Here is a 20,472-nt window from a genome sequence, read left to right on the forward strand (position 1 = left end):
AAATGTTAGAATGCAGACCCTACTTTTTGCGTTGTTTCTTTCTTCTCAACTATTTCTTCCTCACTATCATCAACTTTAGACTCAACTTTCTGAGCTATGAGGCTGCTCAAGGGTAAAGGAACCGTCGTGCCTTCTTTTGCTAATTTATCGCCTTTAATTGACGGAACCTCATATAATTCCGGGTCAATTTCTGTCTGGTTATCAGAAGGCGGGAAAAGACGATATCTTTCTCCAGATAGCGACAAAGGCGTCTTCGGAAGCACTGCAGGGGGGAGTTCTGTAATGCTTATGGGCGGTTGCTCTGCAACAAGGTCTAACTGCTCGATTAAAGGTACTTTGATATGTTTACCCGTTTCATCAAGTAAAACTATTTCACAGTTATCTCTATTATATTGTGTATTGGTACGCAAAATTTCCTCGATTTTTGTTCGCAATAGCTGATGATCAAGTGTATGCGGTGCATGTGCGATAAAAAAGGTTTTATTTTGTTCGCTATTATGCCGGGCAACAATATGCAGGAAGTCAGCTGGCTTATGCCCCCATTGCTCATCTTGTATAACAGTATAATGCAGAGAGAAACTTGCAACATCATCATAGCTAGAGAGGGGTAAGTGACTGAGAACCTCATTAACTCCCTTGATAAAACCTCTAAGATCATGATGGCGTGATTCGCTATTAGCCCTTTCTTCTAGCGAAGAGCCTACTCGTGTGCTGTCTTGGGCAAATTCGCTAAATACTTCGGGTTTATGGCATACGCCAAGTTCATCTCCGGCTATCATATACCAACCACCAGAACACATCATAGCTGAAATAAATACTTTTTCTCGCATGCGGAAGTTTAGATCGAGATAAAGTTGTCTTAGATCTTCATCGCTCAGTTGAAATTGTTCCTGTAACTGCTTGGCAAGATCGCTTGTATTTCGAATACCTTTTATCTTGTTTTTAAAGTCTTCATAGATGCCGTTTTTATTTGTGTGTTTGGATCTGCTGAAGGCAAGGTCAAGCATCACTTTAGCCTTAAGTGTCCCTGTATCATGATTACCAACTACACCGACTAATCCCCCAGTATTTTTCTGTTTGTAGTGGACTAAGGCAGCAGCTTTATTGATAACTGGTTGGTGAACTCTAATCTGATTATCAACGTTCTTTTTTATGACTTCTATAGCGTCTTTAATAGTCCTTAGCTGTTGATGACACTCCTGCGCAACAGTTTCTCCAATCGTTTGACGTATCGAGAGAATTCCTTGGTCCGATACCTCTTCAATGCTTAGGTTTTTTGCCAGCTCGAGAAACAACCCATGAAGCTCTTCTGGATTCCCGCCAATCGGGTGTAAAACTTGCTCATACTTCTCCGGTTTATTGTCAACTGGGCGTAAAAATTGCTCATATAACTGCTCTTCCGTCCGTTCTATAGCTGACTTGCAGAAAAACAAGGAATAGCCCCCGTCTTTCTTTAATACATAAAGTGTATTTTTCTGATATTTTTTGGGTGCCTTGGATTGTTCGAGGTCAAAATCACAGAGCTTTATGGATGCATATTTTCTTAAGGTTCCAGCTGGTTTGGGGATAGCTGCTTTGGGAGTATTAATTTGTTTAACTACAGCCGATAACAAATCAGTTATTTTGGTTGTTGCCGACTCTTTTTCTTTTTTAAAATCATTGATTTCTTCCTCATGTTCTTTCTCAAGAGATTTTATACGTACTTGCTTTGATGATTGAACACTCTTCTCAGATTGTAGATTTATTGCTTGCTGCTCGAAGCCAACCTTAAGTTCTTCTGATAACTCCCCAACAATTGGGACTAAATCCTGCTTAAGTAACGCAGTTGCAGTCATTTTTTCATTTGAATTGCATAGATACACATAAAAATTCCCTTCTTTTTTTAACACATAAATTGTATTTTTTTGATACGTCCTTTCCTGCTGGAACTCTGGGCTGTCTAAATCACAAAGCTCTGTTTGCGAATACTTTTCTAGGGCTTTAGCCTTAGTTGGTATTAAAACGACCTCCGAAATACTTTGATTCTGCCTAAGGAAGGGGGAATGCTCTGGCTCCGGATTGTAGCCACCGTCCTGGTTGTGTCCCCAAAAGAAAGAACAGGGGTGTAAACTATGGGTTAGGCCACAGGAGTTTAGGTACTTAATATAGGATTCTGGACCACCTACCATCAATTCCCCAACGACAATTGCCGCAGTCTTATATTGCGCTATTACTAGTTCTTGTACTAATGCGTAGGCTCGTGCTTGAACCTTTGGAGGCACATGGGTTAAGGCATCAGCGCGTATTCCCATAAAGCCATATTCAACAATATACTTTGTAATTAATGGTTCCCATAATAGCTTAAATACGGCATCAATTTTTTCATCATCCAAATCTTCATCGGTTGCTTCTACACCGTGATTTTTGGCCCCCTCTTTGTAATAGTCAATTCCCTGAACATCAGGCCAGCGTTTATCAGTTGAAGGAAGCAGCAAGTGTGCATCGTTTAATTTCGCAAAGAGAGGGGAGACTGGATCAGTTGAGTTATTCAGACCAACATGATTTAGCACTAAATCAAATAAGGGAAATAGTCCACATAAGCGAGCCTGTCTAGTCCAGTTCCTTAACTTGTCCTCGCATTGTTCCTTTGTACAACCAGGAAAAATCAGCGGATTAAACTCTTCATCGCTAGACATGGCGTATAAACTTCCGGAGACCTTATTGTTATTACCTGGCTCGGGATTGTCGCGAGCTAAGGTTCCTGCCTGCTGAATAGGGTTTATCCATACCGCATTGAATCCCATTGCAGCAACCTCTGGAAGGTAAGCTGTCATGCCGTCAATTCCTATACCGTCTTTATAGTTGCGGTAGGGGAACATATTATATAAACGTAAACTACCATTAGTCGGATAAGTTAAGTCTGGATTGTACATATCGATCTACCCGTTGAGTTGCTTAAAATTTAAGTATATAAGACCAAGCTTAAGCCAGGATTAAAGGTAATTAGGAAAGCTGGCTAAATTTTGCACTTTTTGCGAATGTGTAGTTCCACTGCTAGATAGACCCCGCGGCTTTTGATCTATTCGAAAGGGGCTTTATTTTGGTAGAATCTCGTTTTTTGTATATCCGCTTTCTCTTAATTTTTTCCCCATCTCGAATGTCAAAGATCGAAAAAACATCTAGGCTGGACTTCAAAAAAAGTAAAAATATGCTAAAATATAGCCCATTTATTGAACTTGTTGTTCTATTTTAGGAAAAAACATGCGTCACAGAATACACTCCGATCTCATGTCAAAATCAGAACCGTCCTATCCACATAATTCTATTTTACGGATGTATAACCAATTTCCTTTTCGCTTATATGCGGATGAAAGGCTTGGTATAGAACAGATGACAAGTTATATCCCGCAGATAGCTGCCATGAACTATAATGCGGTTTGGATAAACCCGCTGCAAGCAACCGGTTCAAAATCTCAGCTCCATCCAGATGGTAAAAATAGTGTCAGCGGAAGTTTATATGCCATGTCTGATGATAAGGCATTAAACCCATTAATTTTTCCTGTACCAAAGAGTATCTCTGAGGATGAAGAGCAAAAAGAATTGCAACAGCGACAATTAAGAAATTGGGCTAAGACGGTTCGTGACCATGGTATGTTTCCTTTGTTTGATCTGGTTTTAAATCATATCGGTATTGATGAGCAAGGTTATAACTCTTTGCAGCTGAAACTAATGGAAGCAGAGAGTCAAACTGGTTTGAACTTACTGCTTCGCGAAACTAATGCTCGTTGGCCAGATATCCAAGGGCTTGATTATTATAAAACAGGCACTAAAAAGCGGGGCATAAATACAGAGCCTAAGGATTTGGATGAGGCTAAAATTGATCTCATCTTTAAGCTGTTATGGGAACCATTAATTACAAAATATATTATTGACTATGGCTTTATGGGGGTGCGAATTGATGCCTTAACCCATATCCCTGTTCCGGTACAGCAACGTATTTATCAGTTAGTGCAAGAATTGGTGCGAGCGAAATATGGTACTGATGCGCTCATCGTTGGTGAGTTAATGGTGGGTAATGCTGAGCCCTACCTTGCTGCCTTAAGTGCATGCGGCTTAACCCATTGTATGAACCCTTATAGTTATTTTTGGGGCCCTGATATGGAGGGCGGGTATGATAACAGCCCTAAGACATCGCCCTTCTATCAGCAAAATGAACAGATAACTCATATAATCTTATCTCCGCCGAAGCCCATACAGTCTTTTAAGAGCCTTATTGTTTCACATTCTGATTTGAATACTTCGGCTAAGCTGCAGAAAGAGACACTGTATATTTTTAAAAGGGAAAATCTCTATTATTTTGCCTTTAACGAGAATGAAACGGATATCTGCTTTAATAAAGCTAAAATTACTCCTATTTATGCTCTGAATCGTCCCAGCTTGCTTACCTTACTGACGAGCCACGAATCAATTGCTGAGGAAATTAAGCAGGCAGGACGTTCTATGGGGTCACAAAAAACCATCAAAAGAGATCAGCAAAATGCAAAAGTCTTAGAAGAAGCTGAAGCACAAAGACAGCGAGTTCTTGAGAAGATGGCTCAAAGCAAAAAGGTCCAGGACACTTTATTGAAAGAAATTGAAGAGATTATGCGCTCTCCAAGCCTGCCCAATTTTCCGAGCCAAACAAAGTTTGCAGGTGGAACTGTGGCTGTACTAGGCAATCATGATGTTGGAACCCTACAAGCAAAAGTGATGCTTGATTCCGCCTATAGCCTAGCGCTAAATAATCCAATGAATGACCCTGTTTTTAAATCACAGTTATCTGAGATCTACAAAGAATTTAAGCAAGCAGTCATTAAGGGCGTAAGAAGTTTTAATGAACTTGTTGATAAGCTGCAAACTCGTTTTCAGTTAAGCGATATTGAAGTGCATCAATTGATTGTTGAATTGAACATGAAAATGCGAGAAAAGATTTTTATACAAACTATGATGAGCTCTGGTGGCTGGTATTCAATAGCTGGCGATGAGTTTTCCCTCTGTCACAAACCAGAAGTTTTTAGCGAGTTTGCGACGAGTCAATTTGTTGGTCCCTCATTAACCGAGCTTGCAGCCTCTGCAAACAGTCAAAATGATTTACGAGGATTTATAACCGGCATCAACGCTATCCTAGATAGGCTCCCAAAACCCTCAAGCCAGGATAAAGTGACTATGTATCACGCTGTATTGAGTAGCGAAGATTCTCACCCTGACAAGCATTTGTATATGGTGCTGCACTTCAGTGCAACAACCAATCAGTATCAACTTATTGCGCATAGCAGCGAAGCTATTTCCAGGAGTAGGTTGTTCCATGAAATCAATAAAGTATTTGGTGAGAAATTAACTTTATGTCAGCTGCTTACTATTGAGCAGGACGGGAAGGTTGGATCCTTAATTTATCAACGAGATTTTGCGGTTTCTGACGATGTGGAAGCTGAAGTGCCCGCAGAAGTAGAGGAGGTAGAAGAAGGTAGGCTCGGTTTTAAAGTTCTTTTAAAGAAGAATTTTTGGGCTTCTCCTCTACTAGAGTCTATAGATTCTTCTGCGGAAAGGAACGCAACAAACACCTCGAGCTCTCTAGGTCTAAGTTAACGTCAGCTCTGCTTATTATAGAGCAGCCCTAATCATTGCCAATTCATGACTAGCAAAGGCGTCTTGAAGCAGAGATGGGGCTCTTTGAAAGAGTTGTTGGGAAATAGCTGGCGCCATATTTTTAAGGATATTGATGGTTTCGCCAACGCTTAGGCAGGGCAGCATAAATTGCAGATTATCCAATACCTTCTCGGTAGACAGGCTTGCCCGGTAGCTTGTCATCACCGCACTTAACTCTTCTTCACTATAAAATTTCCATAAAATTTCCTGCTGAAGCCTTTCCTCCTCTGCTGTGTGTTGTAAGTACATCGCTATAAACTGATTAAAATAGCCATAAAGAAAACAGGTTGATTGTTTGTCGTTAATTATGTTCTCTATTTCTGCAAGCAACTCATCGATTTTCTCATGTTGTGTTTCGAGGGCAGTCAATTTGTCATTCGCTATACAATATAAAGGGTGTATGAAGGTTTCTTCATCTGCTGCGTGTTTGCGTAAATGAATGATCATCATTTTGAGCTCATTTTTTACGATGATACCCTCGCTTTGTTCAGAAAAATCGGTTTTACCAATTCTTATAGATAATTCAAAAAGACGTTGACGCTGTACTTTATGAATTAGTGTATATAAATCAGTTTTCATAATTGCTTACCTCAAAGTTAGTGGTCTAATTGCTGACAGTTCTAGTATCGACGACTACTAAATTAGAGTATTGTAAAAATGCGACAAAAGAAGCCTACTTACGAAATTGCTGTGGGGTTAGACCTGAAAATTCACGAAACTCTTTGATGTAATGTGCTTGATCATAATAATTTAAATCATTAGCAATAGTTGACCAACTAGCACCAGCCTCCAGTTTGCTTAAGACCAGCTGAAAGCGTGCAGAACGCATAAATTTTTTTGGGCTCAAGCCAATAGTGCTGAGAAAATGACGTTCAAGGCTACGCTTAGAGTAACCATAGTGCCTCGCTATTTCTTCAATCGTGCTTTTATCAGGGTTAAGACTCAGTTCTTGGCTGAGCCTGGTAATACGCCGTTCTGCTTCGTAATTGCTGTTTGCCTCATATAACTCGATAAAAAATGCTTGAATGCTGTTTATCATTGATGATAATGAGTCGGCACTAGCGATTTTTTCTTCGAGCCGATTCATTTTTTCTTCATTGATTAATTCATTAAGTCCAAGGGATTGATTCGATAACAGATTAGCTGGTTCTTTAAAAAATTTCGGAATACCCCAGGGATACAATTTGACTAAGACAGTCTTGGTTGAGGGGCTTAGCGCCTTAAACTCCTTATAGCTTGTTAGTAAGCCGGTGATGCCCATCCATGTTAGAGGCGACGTTTCTCTGTCTTTGTTCACTTGTGCAAGTTTGCCCTCATATTGCAGGCCAATGACTGGATAAAGGCCGGGATAAACCGTGTAGGGTGAAAGAGTATGTTGGCTAATAACGACTATTTCCTTGATATAAGGTGACAGCAAGGGATGTATTGCTATGGGATTATTCATATTGGTTTATATAGAAATCTGCTCAATATAAAATCATATTAACACTAATGAACATTATAACTTAATCTTCTGTTAATATTCCCATGTTATTTTGCCATCTAATTTAACTAAGAAATAAATTGCTATGCCTGGTAGAACAGAAGAAGAATTTCAAGAAGCAAAACAAACTATTGTCCAAGACGTTAATCGCAAAAATGCAAACTCTGTTTTTACTCAAGCCAGACAGGAACTCTTAGCTCGCTTAAAACAATTAAATATTGACGATCTCAATGCAATAGAAGATTTTTATCTGGTTTCATTCAGACTCTGTTACGCCCTAAGCCTCTCAGAATGCGATAAACGAGTTGCCCAGCGTGGAACAAGTTTTCAGCAAGAATTGAGTAGTTTTTCGACCGATGACACCCTTAATTTTTTAGTTGAAAACTTTGAAAATGAAATTTCCCAAGGCTATTTTGCCAAGATTATCGATATTGAAAAAAGATACAAACCTGGGATTAATCAGGAATGGTCAGCGATTCATTGCAGAATTTATTCTTTAGCAACTGAACTATCAAAAGATAAGCCGCGCTTTGAGCTAGCTAGAATTGTTCAAGAGAAATTGGACTTTTTAGAAATAAAGATAAATGAACTCGCAACAGAGGATGAGTTCTATGATATTGCTAGAACCTTAGCCGACGATATTCAGCAAGTCACTGAACGCTATTTGCTGTCGCATGATAAGACACAATGGCAGGTTGACATGGAGACTGTAATTAATAGAGCTCGTCCGTTTTTGCATGCTCAGGCAGGGTGGAAACAATTTCTCGACGACCTTGCCAATTTTATTATCGATATCTTCTCGAGTGCTGATCAACAAGTAGCGCTTGATACCCGTTTTTCCTTTTTTTCTAATCCCTTAAAAGAAAATATCTATGGGTTAAAAGCCTTATTGATCTCTGAGGAGCAAGAGCAGCAGAATCCGTCGGCGGTGAATGGTGGATGGAGCGTGGCGCAGCGTGGGGGCTAAGCCTCCAAGCAGTCCTCTTAATTTTTTAGTCAATCTTATTGGGGGCTTGCGGCTTATTCTATTAAACCGCGCAAACCCTCCATCAATACAACTAAACTACCTCTCCCTTTAAATAATGTGCTTATCCATAACTGACGTTAAGTTAAGGAAGGTTTTGTCATTCCCGCGAAGGCGGGAAACTATTTCTAGCAAAGCACAGTGCCAATGTAGAGATGGTTTCCCGCCTTCGCGGGAATGACAAATGCCCTTAACTTAATGGCAGTGGCTATGGGGCTAAGCCTTTAAAGATACATCGAAGAGCTGATTCCTGCAAAGCGCTCATCATCTCTAGCTTGTTCTTCTGCAGCAGCTTGTTCCTTCGCTTCCTCTTTTGCTTGTTTTGCCATTTGTTTCATGAGCAAAAGCATGTTCTGCTTTTGCAATTCTTCCAAAATTGCCGCTAATAAAAAGTCAGTGGTCGATTGCAAGTTCAATTCACGCTCAGCTGGTTTTTGTTTCTGTGGTGTCTCACGGGTTTCTAAGGGCGCAGCTTGTGGTTTTTGATTAAAAAAGCTTTGTAATTTTAGGATCGGTGGGGTTGGATTAGCTTTGTGCTCTTCATTTGCAACATTAGCATTTTCTTTGTCTATTTTGCTTTTGCCCATGTTGATCTCCTTATACTTGTGGGTCTCATCCAGATTAATATAATTCTCGAATAATTTGCAAATGTTTTTAGCAATAATTATAAAAATTGTGTTTTAACATTCGAAATAGATCAGAAAGTATAACAACTGAATCGAGTATTGATTAATTGCTCATATAGCTTGGTTAGCTGCTAGTTTGTCCATATTTAATGACCTCAATCATTCTTTTTATAGTTGAAACTAAAGTTCTAATAGCTTGGCTAGGTGGAATATGGACTATCAAAGAGAAATCCTTCTTGCTTAATCAAATTGCTGATGCAGAAGCTCACTGCTGGACTGAATGGTTTATTCAGGACAACCGTGGCAATTGACCAACTTTCGAAACAACCCTGAATCCCAATTGGGTATCTGACCCTACCGTTTGCCGGACAAAATGTAACGAATGATTGCTGATCGCTTTTTTGCGAATTCCCGCAGCTTGCCCATGCGTACCTACATAAGTGTCTAAAAGCCTTACAGATAAGGGTTTTAGGCAGGATAAGTGAGCCAACCCGCAAGGCATAATTGATGATTATCCTTATCTAAGGAAACCTTGATGCACGCAGTGCAATCAAGGTTTCATTTAAAATTCACTGCTCCCACTCTTCCCACTTTGGTAAGATTTGTAACAGAAATATCAAAATTAAAGAATGGGTTAAACGCTTTGTTATAATCGCCAGCCACAGAAAAACCTTCAGAATTATTATGTCTAGCACAACAGAGCTAACTATTCTTGCTAAGAAATTCAAATCGCTTATGGCTCAAAGGCCTAGAAAAGAGTTTCCTGATAATTTGCAGACTGAATTATCTCAGCTGCGCCATTTAATTCAGTCTGAAGACACTAGACTAAGCCAGGCGGCTGCCGTAGTTTTGAGTCGAGCCTATCTGATAGCGATTAATTTGCTCAATGCTAAATCGCCAATGGATGAGCGGGGAAAAGCGCACATAGCTGAAAACCTAGCGAGTTGTATCGCCTTAACAAGGGCTGTTCTAACTGAGCCCAATAATAAGAAAGCCAGGACAGCCCTAGAAAAAATGCTTCGCTCCTCAGCATTTGAATTGAGGGCTTTTAGCTCTTCCGCTAAGCACTATGCGCTAGCTTCGATAGATGCTGTCGTAAATACGATTAACAGGGGGCGTGCCTTTATATTTCAGACTGCTCCTCATCCACGAAGTCGTTTTGCTAGCCAAGATATTCTTGAAGAAAAACTGGAAAGTTTTTTATTGGTTGCTAACCAACCAAGCACAGCAAAATTATTAAGCTCTTTAAGTTTTCCCCTGAATTTGCCGGCGGAAAAGGGCGGATTTCATTATCTTATTCCTGCGCTAAAAGAGCGTTATAGGCAGTTTAGAGAGGACTATGAAGAGGATGAGGCACGGATTGTTGCAATATCTGACTTACTTAAGACTCTTGATGAGCTAGGCAGAGAGGCTGCTCTTGTAAAGGATAACCAGGCTTTAAGATCCATGGCTATACAAGCCTTTTATGCCAGCCAAGATTTTGTTATCGACCTATTGGCTGAGAAAAATCCCGCGCTGCCGCGTGTGGAGAATTTAAATGCCTGCCTGCAACAAACGATTTTGGTCATTAAAAACCCTGGCCAGCAGGCTGAAATTCTTAAACTAGACGCCTTGGTTACCAAGAGTGACTATAAGCGCTTTCAATGTGATAAAGAGAAAACAACCTACGCAGTTCTTCACATCATTGCTGCCGCTGCCTTATTAGCTCATGCGCTCTTTGAGGCTGTAGCTAGTCATGGTATTTCATTGATCATTACTGCCTGGGTAATCACTGCAGAGGCTAGCAGCCTGGGTGTTGGTTTGGGGCAGCTTTATTATTTCCTAACTGGTGAAATCAAAAATACTCTGTTCTCAGAGTCAATGGCTAACTTGTCTATCGCCGCAAGATTAAAGGGATTAGAAAACTCATCTGAAGATCGCGGGCATGCCTTATATTCGCCAAGCAATTTTGCAGATGTTGAATTAAACGAGGAAATCACAGAATTGCAGGTAGCGCTCATCCGCCTGAGAAACCATAGCAAAGATGCTAAAGCGGCCTTCCTTAGTGAACCAGCGTGGGCTGTATTGCTAACAGGTGAAGATTTAGCAAGTGATCTCCTGCGGGAAAGCTCGCCCTCAATCGAACGAATCCAAAAATTACGTGAATGTATTGAGGCTGCCGATGCTGTTGTCTGCCAACCCAATGATCTAGCAGCGACTATCCAACTGGCAAAATTAATCAATGAGGGCGACTATGAGGCCTCTAGGCTTGATAAATATGAACTCTTTATAGGTTCTGTAATTGCCTTAGCAAGCATTGCTTTATATGTCATTACCATTACTGCCACTGTCTTATCGGCAGGCAGCACTGCAGGAACAATTCTCTCCGCCGTTATGTTATCCGCTGTAGCAGCCCATAAATTGGCACACTGCGTTCATCGAGAGCAAACCTCATTTAGTGTTGAAGCCAAAGCCTTAACGGAGTACGCGCAGTTTGCTGGTAATACTTTTTTCCCGCCGCCAGAACAATCAAAGTATGCAGAGGATGGTTTATCGTATAGTCCTTCTTTTTAAATTCTCGCCAAAATTAACTATACTTTGACTAAAGGCTCGAGTTCCCGTAAAAACTCGGGGACTCACTAATAATAGGCGCATTAATTCATGGACTTGAACCGTGTAAATTTAAATTTACTAATTCATTTTGATACCTTGTTAACAGAATGCTCTGTTTCAAAAGCTGCTAGCAAAGCTCATCTTAGCCAGACCGCAATGAGTGCGATTTTGAAGCAGTTAAGAGATATCTTCGAAGATCCCTTATTTATTCGTGAATCACATGGCCTTAAACCCACCCCTAAAGCCCTAGCGTTGATGCCTAAGATTAAAACCTTTTTAACTCATGCTAATGAAATCTTTAGCAATGAAGAATTTGATCCAAGCACTGAAGTAGCGACCTTTAATTTGATTTTAGGAAGCCATGGTGAATTGCTGATTTTATCTAAATTATCGGCCTATCTAGCGCAATATGCGCCTAATTTTTCATTAAAAACAGCCTGGGTGGCTGAGAGCTTGGATTTAGATAAATTATTAGCGACTAAAGTTGATTTGACTATTGGTGCCGATTTTTTACCCCATGGAAATAGTATAAGAAAGGAGTTTTTACTTGAAGAGGAGATGGCTTGTGCGATGCGTAGCTCACATCCTTTGGCTGATCAAGAATTGACTCAAGACCTATTTATGGTCTCAGAACATGTAAACATACAATTTATTGAGCAGGCCTTAGTGAAACAATGGGTTGATTTTGGTTTTAAAAGAAATATTAAAATAACAGTATCCAATTTAATTAGTGCGCTTGAGGTTATTCGCGATACGGATTATCTAGCCATTGTTCCACGATATTTAGCTGAGTTCTTAAATGACAAGCAGCAGTTTGAGATAAAACTGCTGCCCTTCCCTAAAAAAACGTTTACGATCAATGCCTTTTATCATAAGCGTTTTGATAATTATCAACCCTTACAGTGGCTCATTAAGGTTATTAAAGAACGCTGTTTGTAAATATTCTTCCACCTTGCGATTAGTCCGTAGCCTGGATGCAGCGAAGCGAAATCCGGGAAGTCGTACCACTGCTCCCGGATTTCGCTTGGTTGCATCTAGGCTACATTCAACTTAAGCAACAATTCTTTGCTAATAGAACCTAAGAGAAAAGTGCTGCTAATTTACAAAAAAAAACTATAACAAATTGAAAATTAAATGATATTCAAACAATAAATACCAGATATCAAGACAATTACTTTGCCTGCAAACAAAGCCAAGTGGTTAAATATAGCACTAAATTTTTGTTCCACGTGGAGAGTAAGATGAAAAAAGATGAGATGAGCCCAGGTAATCATTTGGCTGCTGAAGTTTTACAATACAGTCCGCTAAATAATGAGCCCGAAAGCCATCATCAAGCCGGAGGCTATGGCGATATACATTTGCAGGGAAATAGACCTAGCCAAGAAGACGGCGGTCTTTTTGTGCAATTGAACTCTGCTGTGGAGCTAAGTCCAGCTCAAGTCGCTGAACGGATGTGGACAGCGCTCAAAAACGTTGATGACCTAGTTAAACAACAAGAAACTAATCAGCCTCAGATGAAAAACCAAGGCACCACCGCTTGTATAGCCAGTGTTCATCAAAAGCATCTTATCACTGCGAATCTTGCTGATTCTGTACTCTTTGCGGTTCTTTATAGTCCCGAAGGAAAAGTAATAGGTGCTACCCGCGTTACCCAGGATTTGCATAAGCCTACCCAAAAGAATGAGAGGGCACGCATTGAATCACAAGGTGGGAAAGTATTTTTTGGTCGAGTTAACGGATCGTTGGCGGTAGCAAGAGCTATTGGTGACCATCAGCATAACACCTATGGAGAGGTAGTTAGTGAGGTAATCAGTTCAGATGCTTCACTGGGGATTTATTCGCTCGATGAAATGCAAAAGGCTCTGAATCCCAAGGGTCTTGCAGTTGGCAAAATGCAATTCATCATGACTTGTGATGGGGTTACTGAGCCTGCTGAGAATTCTTTGGACATCGAGCATCATACATATTTGTATCAATGCTTAGATGCTATCAACAATGGCCAACCCGGAAATCTGCCTGAGTCTGAGCTTGCAAGGCTGCTTGCCGAACAAGCAATCGCAGATGGTTCAGGTGATAACGTTTCTGCTTCAGTAATGACTTACAACCCGCAAAATACAAACACAAGCTATTTTGCTATCTTTGATGGCCACGGTGGTCAACGCGTTGTCCATGAGGTTGTGCAGAATTTTGCTAATAGTCTTAACCAACAACTTACTATGACTGAAAATGTCTATCAGCAACAAGCCCAATCAGTTCAGAATAAACAAGCAAATTTCTTACGCGATAATGCAGAAATTTTCAAAACGATATCCGCAAGCAGTGTTCAACTAGCACCAGAGGCTCAGAGTCAAACTACGACAACCACGGTTGCGCCAACAGTTCAAAGTCAAACTACGACAACTACAGTTGTACCAACAGCGCAGAGTCAAACTCTAACAACCACAGCTGAGAATGACAGTCTTGCAAAACGCAAAGCCATTGAAGGCAAGGCTCACCAGTTGTTAGCTGCTGGTCAAGCTGACAAGATTATTTTCAAAAATCTGAATTATATTGCTGGCAATGCTGAGCATAACCAAAAGCAACCTTTAGGATTGGTGCAATTTATTTTTGCCAATCAAGAAAAGCAAGAAAAGTTCAAAATATTGGCAGAACAGCTGAGCAAAACCAAGGTAGCCTATTGCGGTAAAGCTAACTTAAATCCCTATGTCGTTGAACTGCTACCAGCGGTTGTTGCAACTATGGATCTCGCCGCTTTGCAACCAGCAAAAGCACCTGAACAAATGGTTGTAGAGCAGGTGCCTGCTCAGAAGAAAGGCATCACTAATTCACAAGCTGAGTTGCAAGCGCTGATGAAACTGTTGAACCTATCAGACAATTTTACCCTCGGTGAAGCAATTGATGATGGCGGTTGTTTTTTCGATAGCTTGGCACAAACCTTAAATCAATTAGGTAACACCGACATCTACAGCGAAAACTATCTACGACTCCTCTGCCAAGAATACTTTTTCGCTAATAAGGCAGAGGTCAATGCATGGAATAAGGCTGATAATGGACTTGAACTGGGTGATGACTATGCCTTTGTTAAATATAACAAAGCACAGTTAGAGGCTGATTTCTATGGTAGATCACCAATCTGGGGTAGACCCTCTGTTGAAGGCAAGATCCTTTGTCGCAAGTTGAATTTAGACGCCCTTTATGTGGTTGAGTTAATTATTGACCCTGACAATGGTTCATTAATTCCTGCTGTCTTTAAGGCGACTAAAACTGGCTATACACAATTGAGTGGTTTACCTCAGGATGTAATTGGTAAGGAGCCTGTGCTACTTGTTCATCAAGGCAAATTACACTTTGTTCCGCTCTTATCTCAAGTGAAACCTAGCCATGGGAAGGACAAGGACAAAGAGTTGCCGAAAAAAGCCGTGGTACAAACAACCACCACGACTACAGCCACAGTTGCTTCTCAAAAGAAGGGTTATGAGTTAAAAATCAGCCGTCATCCCACTGATAACAAGAAAGTATTAGTTAAAGCTAGTGTGACGCCGGCTATTGAGAGAAAACCACAGCATGTTGTTTTTGTTCTTGATAGAAGCGGAAGTATGAAATACTACGGTGCCATTGAGATGGTTAAGGAAGCTACAAAACAGCTGGTTCGTAAGGCCTTACACCCTGATGATAGCTTCAGCGTTATTGTTTATGACGGAAAACCAGAAGTGCTTGTTGCCAAAACAAAACAGAGCGAAGCACAAGCTGCCTTGAAAAAAATAAGCCAGATATCTACTGGAGGTGGAACTGAAATACAAAAAGGCTTGGCACTTATAGGTAATGGCGGCTCTTACCCTGTTCAGGTCGACGATGTTGCCAATACCAGCATTGTTTTATTGACTGATGGTGAGAATGGCACAACGATAACAGCTGAAAATGAAGTGGAACTGCTAAAACAGCGTTTGGGTTCAGATATTGCCCCAATTATCGTTTCTATGGGCGTTGGCCGGCATTACAAACCACAATTCCTCGCTGGCTTTGGTAAATTAACCGGCCTCGACACGACAATCCATATTAGCAATGGGAACTCGATGGCAGCTGGCTTTAATACTGCGGCAAAATTTATTAATCCTCATCTTGCAGAGAGTACTGAGTTAAAACTTAGTGTAACTGCTGATAATTTTGCCTCTGAACAAGCACAGAATCTAGGTGTCTTATTTGTAGATGAACCAGGGACTTATGTTTTTGAATTAGATCAAATGCCTAATGAGGTGACTCTTGCTTTAACCTCTACCTTTGATAACAAGCAGCTTAGCACAATGCAAAACCTATCTGAGATTGCTAGGGTAGATAGGGATATTGTGGCCTTGTATGCGAATCAATTATTGCTTCAGAAGGATGAGGTGCCTTATGTGGATTGGAAGACCTATGATGCGCACAAAAAACAAAGGGCTGTAGAACTTGAGAGGGAGATTCTGTCATTACTTTCTCCTGCTTATGCATCCGATAGTGATTTGGTAAAGCGTGTTCGTTCTAACCTGGTAACGATTATCAAGTCGCTCTATGGAGTCTTGGAGGATGATAATCAGGCTAAGGCAGCGAAAAGCGATTCCGGAACCACTAGTGTATCGTCAGGGGTAATCGCTGAATATGTGAAATTTGGGCTTACAGGCTTGGATAATTATAACCCTGAGACTAAGAGCCTAGCTCTAGAAGAAAATGAGTATCGCTTAGCCGGCTCAGATATCGATTATGTGAAAAGTCAAAACCCTTATCTCATTTCCTTTAGTGCTGCTTTTAGTAAAGACCACGCGGTTCTTATTGATCAAAATAGTCCTGTGATTCAAGCAAAACTTAAGTCCTTAGGTGGGGCGATTAAAGGAAAAATAACTGCCCAGGGCAAATTAGAGACTGTTGCAGAGCAAGTTAAGAGCACTTTTACACGTTCAAAGATTCACACTTGGAGTTATCACTCGAAACAGTCTCTTCAGCTTGGCGGTAATTATATTGCTTGTATTCCTTTTGAGGACTTTGTAAATACTGCTGAGGGCGAGTCTCGACATCAGTCCTTGTTATCTGCTCAATTTGTTGCTGATTTAGTCAAGAAGGGGCAGTTAGCTAATGGTTCTGTTCGTCAGTTTTTCGGGATTTCCGAAGATGGTCAAACAGCTCACTCCTGGCTCAGTTACCATCCCCAAGGTTCCGATAGTCTGTTTATTATTGATCCCTCTAATCACCCTTCTGTCTATGATTTAAGCACGCCAACAGCTGTTATTAAAGCGCGTAGAGATTATGCTGCACGAGGTCTTGCAGGCGTTCTTGATGGCTGTCTGGCTACTTATAAGAAGCTAAAACTTGAGGAGCAAGATCCTATCTCTGATAACCTGCTTGGTAGCATTGCTGACGAACAAATTTTTCAAGATAAGGGCTATGTTGATCCCATCAGCTTAGAAGTTATGGCTAAGCCAGTAAGAATCAAAGGACAGCCTGAACAGCAGGTCTTCGATGAGGCGTCACTTAAAGCTTGGTTTACTAGTTGTGGTGCTCATCCCATTAATCCCTTGACTAGACAACCCTGTTCGACAGAGCTTGTTCCTGCTATTGATATCAGAGATAGAATAATTTTTGAAATTCAATCACAGAACAATGCGATTCCGTCTGAGAAGGTTATCGAGATGTCTGAGAACCGCAAACAGAAGCAATCTAAAGCGCTTTCTAACGGTATCTATGCCTTAAAATACGCGGTGGATAATGGAATCGCTTATAGTGCAGAAGACTTAATACCCCAGAGCAAGAGCGACACAGCAACTGTAGCATTGCCTTTTTTCACTAAACCTGATTTAACTGCAATCTACCAAAAGTTCAGTGGTGTTCGTGCGGCTGTTGGGGCGGCTTCATTGATGTTAGTAAGTCCTGGTCAAGAGCTTCCTGCTACTGGCGAAATCCCCTTAGTGCAGTTGGGTTATTCTGATACTGACGAAGTACAGCTGCAGTTGTCGTTTAGAAATGAAAAAGATGCTGTTGCCTTAGCAAGTCTGCTAAATGGTGAGGGCTATGAAACAATAGGGATTGATAGGACTGTTATCAATAACCCTCAATATGGCTCGTTTAATGCGACAGTGGTGATTGGTGGTAAGGAAATTAAACCATATCTTGAGGACCTTGTAGGTATAACCAAACATGACATGGCATTTCTATTCCGCATTGTTGGTTTAGGTGGTCATTACTGTCAGCTCTACCTTGATTCTGCTAGATTGGACGGACTTGAGGCAGCATTAAGAGGGTTTCAAGAAGGTAAGTCTAAAGCAGAGGGTTCTCTGGGTATTATTAGCTCATACCTATCAGCAACATTCTTAGCGCCACCAACAGTTAGTGTTGTAGAACAAGCAGAGATTGCGACCACACTTCTGAGCATTATTGCCCAGGTTAGAGAGAATGAAGGAACAGCTCTCTATGAACGTTCAAGCTCTAAGCCAGTTCTTGAGCTATTAAGGCCTGACTCTGCTCTCAAGAATGCACTAAAAGATTATATGGACTTAGTCATAGCTCTTGTTTGTAGCAGTCAATATGTCCCGGCTAGTGCGCCAACACTGGCTGTCTAATCCTTGTCATGTCATTGCAAGGAATGTAGTGACGAAGCAATGACGGTGTGGGGGTGACCTTGTGGCGAGAGCCGCAGGATGCTTTTGCCGCCTAGGTACTGTTCTTTATACGTGGTACCTAGGCACTTTATTTTCGTCTTAGCCCATTATTGCTCCCCAAATCACTTCCTGCTAAGGTAATAACCAGCTAACATTTTTTTAGATTTAGGTGCAGGATGCTTCGTAAGGTCATTGATGTTATCCCATTTTGGTGGATGGAATTTAGCTGTATTAGTCTACTCGTAATACTCACTCTGGGAGCTGCTTATCTTTCCTCCCGATGTTTTTCAATACCGAATGATAAAAATCAGTTTGATCGCTCTAATACAGTGCTTGCTATTCTTAGTGGTGGATTCTCTGTGTTATTAGCCTTTATTATTATCACGACCTGGAATACCTTATTAAGAGCACAGGATAGTGCTGCTCAAGAAGCGAATGCAGTGGCAGTTATGATGCGCAATGTCGAGATTTTGCCTGAGAAACCAAGAGTTAAAATCACAAAGGCTCTTCAGGATTATGCGATTGCTGTAAGGGTTAAGGAGTGGAAATCTATGAAAAATGGCAAAGAAAGCCCCGATGCGGCTGGTGCCGTCACCGAATTGTACCGAGCCATGCAATCCTTTGAACCGACGACTAAAATTGAGCAAATCTATTATCAACTGGCTTTGGGCAATCTCAATACCATTCAGAAACTTCGGCGAGATCGCATTAATCATTTATATAGTGTTATCCCTGAGCGCCTGAGTTCAGCCCTCATTGTGGCTTCGATAAGTTTAGCGCTGATTATGGGTGGGGTACGTGGTTGGTCATCCTTTGCTGATTTAATTCCTATTATTATTTTTGCCGTGGTGATGGGATTTAATTTAGCAATCGCCTTTGCTTTCGATTTTCCTTTTTCTGGGGATATTTCGGTAAGAAATCATTTCTTTTATCACGGTGTTTTGGGTGCGTTTAAAGATTAAGAGGGATAGGCGTGGAGTAATAGGTCACTCCAGTTAAGGAAGGTTTTGTCATTCCCGCGAAGGCGGGAAACTATTTCTAGCTAAGCACAGTGCCAATGTAGAGATGGTTTCCCGCCTTCGCGGGAATGACAGATGCCCTTAACTTAATGGCAGTGGGGGTAGGGAGATGATCTGTCAATGACGTCAACTTAAAGAGCAATACCCCTGGTTCGAAGACGATATGTCCTCTCGCCCCTTGGGGAGAGAGTTAGAGAGAGGGGGGCGGCATAAATTTACTTAAGTTGACGCCATTGGATGCTCTATTACGAAATTAAGTTGAATCCTTCGTTGTATACCTCATCATCTGACTCAGCTGTGGGTGCAGCTAAAGATTTCATTGGTTTTGCTGAGAATATACTTAATGGCCATGCAACCGATGAACTATTAGGAATCGCTCTAGGTAAAGCCATCATTCGAATCTGATTCTCGAGACGAGTTAAACTCAAGGCTACGGGTAGATATAAGCTTGCTCCAGGCAATCTAACAGGGCCAGTTAACAACTCCTCTAAAAGGATATCTCGTTCTTGAGAGTCTAGAGGTATTAACGCATGTTTAGCTGTATGTTCATGCGCATCTTTAGCCTGGTTAGTAAGAAAAACTTGTTGTAAATAACTACTATGACAATCAGCATAACAAGGAGCAACAAACTCGACTGTTCCAATTGGATTAGTCCCTGTTTTTCTAAAGGAAATAGCAGTAATTTGTGGTTTAGAAAATTCGAAGCGTAACTTATCTGTATCCTTAATACCTACGAGCTCTTCTTTTAATTCAGAGGTAGCCGTTTCAACAACTAAATTACTCCCATCATGAAAATTTAGCCTTTTTTCTGCATCATGTGCTTCTAGAAAACCGCCTGGAAATGAATATAATCCAAGCGCTGCTCTTTGTAATAACATTGAAAAGCCGTTACGAGTGATTAATGGAGCAAGAACACCCGTTTTAAAAAAATTAAGCTGATAAAGGGTACTATCCACAGGGAATTTTTTATTACTAAGCGCAACAATAAAAGAGTAAGGCACTTTTTTGGCTTCTAAATAGAGCGTATTAGCACTTTCATCATAGGTTACGCCTGTTATAACCATTTGTTCGCCATCATAAAAACGCGGATTTTTGCTTTCTTGTTCTCTAACTACTGCAAGTCGAGCCTCTTCTTCTTCATTAGTTAGATTAACTCCTGGTAAATCATCATAAAAATCAGCAGGTTCTAAAGATGAAGTATTTTTCACAAAAATAACCTTTGGGGATTCTGTAAACTCAAAACTTGATTGGGTTGTATTCGTATCAAAATTAATTGCGGCTTGTTTTGTGTCCTGAGCATAAGAGCGAGGAAACTGCTCTGTATCTGTAGGTTGAGATAAGGTGTTTTCCCACAAACGAATAAGATCTAACATTAAAACCCCCATGAGATGCTATAAAAAAGCGCAATCGTATCATTAATTAACATGTTTGGCACTTAAAC

Annotated in this window: 12 protein-coding genes; 7 read left to right on the plus strand and 5 right to left on the minus strand. The window is 40.8% G+C overall.

The window, feature by feature from the left end; genetic code table 11:
• Window positions 1–5 precede the first annotated feature (5 nt).
• The gene (locus BN1094_RS04130; RefSeq protein WP_141650417.1) at window positions 6–2,912 is read right to left on the minus strand and encodes an alpha-amylase family protein; all 2,907 of its coding nucleotides are present in this window, start codon (window positions 2,910–2,912) and stop codon (window positions 6–8) included.
• Window positions 2,913–3,240: 328 nt separating this feature from the next.
• Between BN1094_RS04130 and BN1094_RS04135 the strand changes: the two genes are divergently transcribed.
• Window positions 3,241–5,604 carry a hypothetical protein gene (locus BN1094_RS04135; RefSeq protein WP_141650418.1) on the plus strand — a complete coding sequence of 788 codons (2,364 nt, stop codon included), beginning with the start codon at window positions 3,241–3,243 and terminating at the stop codon, window positions 5,602–5,604.
• A gap of 15 nt (window positions 5,605–5,619) precedes the next feature.
• Here BN1094_RS04135 and BN1094_RS04140 read toward each other — a convergent pair whose 3' ends face one another.
• Together BN1094_RS04140 and BN1094_RS04145 are read right to left on the minus strand one after the other, a co-directional pair.
• Window positions 5,620–6,243, minus strand: coding sequence for a hemerythrin domain-containing protein (locus BN1094_RS04140; RefSeq protein ID WP_043873082.1), 624 nt, complete (start codon window positions 6,241–6,243; stop codon window positions 5,620–5,622).
• 94 nt (window positions 6,244–6,337) lie between these two features.
• Window positions 6,338–7,108 (minus strand): helix-turn-helix domain-containing protein, encoded by a 771-nt coding sequence (locus tag BN1094_RS04145; RefSeq protein WP_043873083.1) that lies wholly within the window; start codon window positions 7,106–7,108, stop codon window positions 6,338–6,340.
• Window positions 7,109–7,232: 124 nt separating this feature from the next.
• Here BN1094_RS04145 and BN1094_RS04150 point away from each other — a divergent pair, with 124 nt between their 5' ends.
• Complete coding sequence (locus BN1094_RS04150; protein WP_043873084.1) at window positions 7,233–8,114, plus strand: hypothetical protein; 882 nt, start codon at window positions 7,233–7,235, stop codon at window positions 8,112–8,114.
• 281 nt (window positions 8,115–8,395) lie between these two features.
• Here the strand turns inward: BN1094_RS04150 and BN1094_RS04155 are convergent, their stop codons facing one another.
• The gene (locus BN1094_RS04155) at window positions 8,396–8,758 is read right to left on the minus strand and encodes a hypothetical protein (protein ID WP_052403125.1); all 363 of its coding nucleotides are present in this window, start codon (window positions 8,756–8,758) and stop codon (window positions 8,396–8,398) included.
• A gap of 188 nt (window positions 8,759–8,946) precedes the next feature.
• Here BN1094_RS04155 and BN1094_RS19760 point away from each other — a divergent pair, with 188 nt between their 5' ends.
• The 5 genes from BN1094_RS19760 (at window position 8,947) to BN1094_RS04175 (ending at window position 18,974) form a co-directional block, all read left to right on the plus strand.
• Window positions 8,947–9,108, plus strand: a complete 162-nt coding sequence (locus BN1094_RS19760) for a hypothetical protein (RefSeq protein ID WP_176695254.1) — start codon at window positions 8,947–8,949, stop codon at window positions 9,106–9,108.
• Between the two features lie 373 nt (window positions 9,109–9,481).
• A complete protein-coding gene (locus tag BN1094_RS04160; protein ID WP_043873085.1) occupies window positions 9,482–11,350 on the plus strand; it encodes a hypothetical protein in 1,869 nt (622 codons plus the stop codon).
• Between the two features lie 87 nt (window positions 11,351–11,437).
• Entirely contained in the window at window positions 11,438–12,328 is an 891-nt protein-coding gene (locus tag BN1094_RS04165) for a LysR family transcriptional regulator (RefSeq protein ID WP_043873086.1), read from the plus strand.
• A gap of 302 nt (window positions 12,329–12,630) precedes the next feature.
• On the plus strand, window positions 12,631–17,973 hold the full coding sequence (locus BN1094_RS04170) for a VWA domain-containing protein (RefSeq protein ID WP_043873087.1): 5,343 nt from the start codon (window positions 12,631–12,633) through the stop codon (window positions 17,971–17,973).
• A 215-nt stretch (window positions 17,974–18,188) separates the two neighbouring features.
• Entirely contained in the window at window positions 18,189–18,974 is a 786-nt protein-coding gene (locus tag BN1094_RS04175) for a bestrophin-like domain (RefSeq protein WP_043873088.1), read from the plus strand.
• A gap of 302 nt (window positions 18,975–19,276) precedes the next feature.
• On the opposite strand, the gene BN1094_RS04180 is transcribed toward BN1094_RS04175, so the two are convergent.
• Window positions 19,277–20,404: a hypothetical protein gene (locus tag BN1094_RS04180; RefSeq protein WP_052403126.1), complete on the minus strand. Its 1,128-nt coding sequence runs from the start codon at window positions 20,402–20,404 to the stop codon at window positions 19,277–19,279.
• Window positions 20,405–20,472 lie beyond the last annotated feature (68 nt).

This window comes from Legionella massiliensis (genome assembly GCF_000756815.1).
Lineage (GTDB): Bacteria > Pseudomonadota > Gammaproteobacteria > Legionellales > Legionellaceae > Tatlockia > Tatlockia massiliensis.

Bases quoted from the DNA above. Each gene is read 5' to 3' on its own strand.
- BN1094_RS04160 (WP_043873085.1), top strand. From the start codon at position 9,482: ATGTCTAGCACAACAGAGCTAACTATTCTTGCTAAGAAATTCAAATCG.
- BN1094_RS04175 (WP_043873088.1), top strand. From the start codon at position 18,189: ATGCTTCGTAAGGTCATTGATGTTATCCCATTTTGGTGGATGGAATTT.
- BN1094_RS04150 (WP_043873084.1), top strand. From the start codon at position 7,233: ATGCCTGGTAGAACAGAAGAAGAATTTCAAGAAGCAAAACAAACTATT.
- BN1094_RS04145 (WP_043873083.1), bottom strand. From the start codon at position 7,108: ATGAATAATCCCATAGCAATACATCCCTTGCTGTCACCTTATATCAAG.
- BN1094_RS04140 (WP_043873082.1), bottom strand. From the start codon at position 6,243: ATGAAAACTGATTTATATACACTAATTCATAAAGTACAGCGTCAACGT.
- BN1094_RS04165 (WP_043873086.1), top strand. From the start codon at position 11,438: ATGGACTTGAACCGTGTAAATTTAAATTTACTAATTCATTTTGATACC.
- BN1094_RS19760 (WP_176695254.1), top strand. From the start codon at position 8,947: ATGACCTCAATCATTCTTTTTATAGTTGAAACTAAAGTTCTAATAGCT.
- BN1094_RS04130 (WP_141650417.1), bottom strand. From the start codon at position 2,912: ATGTACAATCCAGACTTAACTTATCCGACTAATGGTAGTTTACGTTTA.
- BN1094_RS04155 (WP_052403125.1), bottom strand. From the start codon at position 8,758: ATGGGCAAAAGCAAAATAGACAAAGAAAATGCTAATGTTGCAAATGAA.
- BN1094_RS04180 (WP_052403126.1), bottom strand. From the start codon at position 20,404: ATGTTAGATCTTATTCGTTTGTGGGAAAACACCTTATCTCAACCTACA.
- BN1094_RS04170 (WP_043873087.1), top strand. From the start codon at position 12,631: ATGAAAAAAGATGAGATGAGCCCAGGTAATCATTTGGCTGCTGAAGTT.
- BN1094_RS04135 (WP_141650418.1), top strand. From the start codon at position 3,241: ATGCGTCACAGAATACACTCCGATCTCATGTCAAAATCAGAACCGTCC.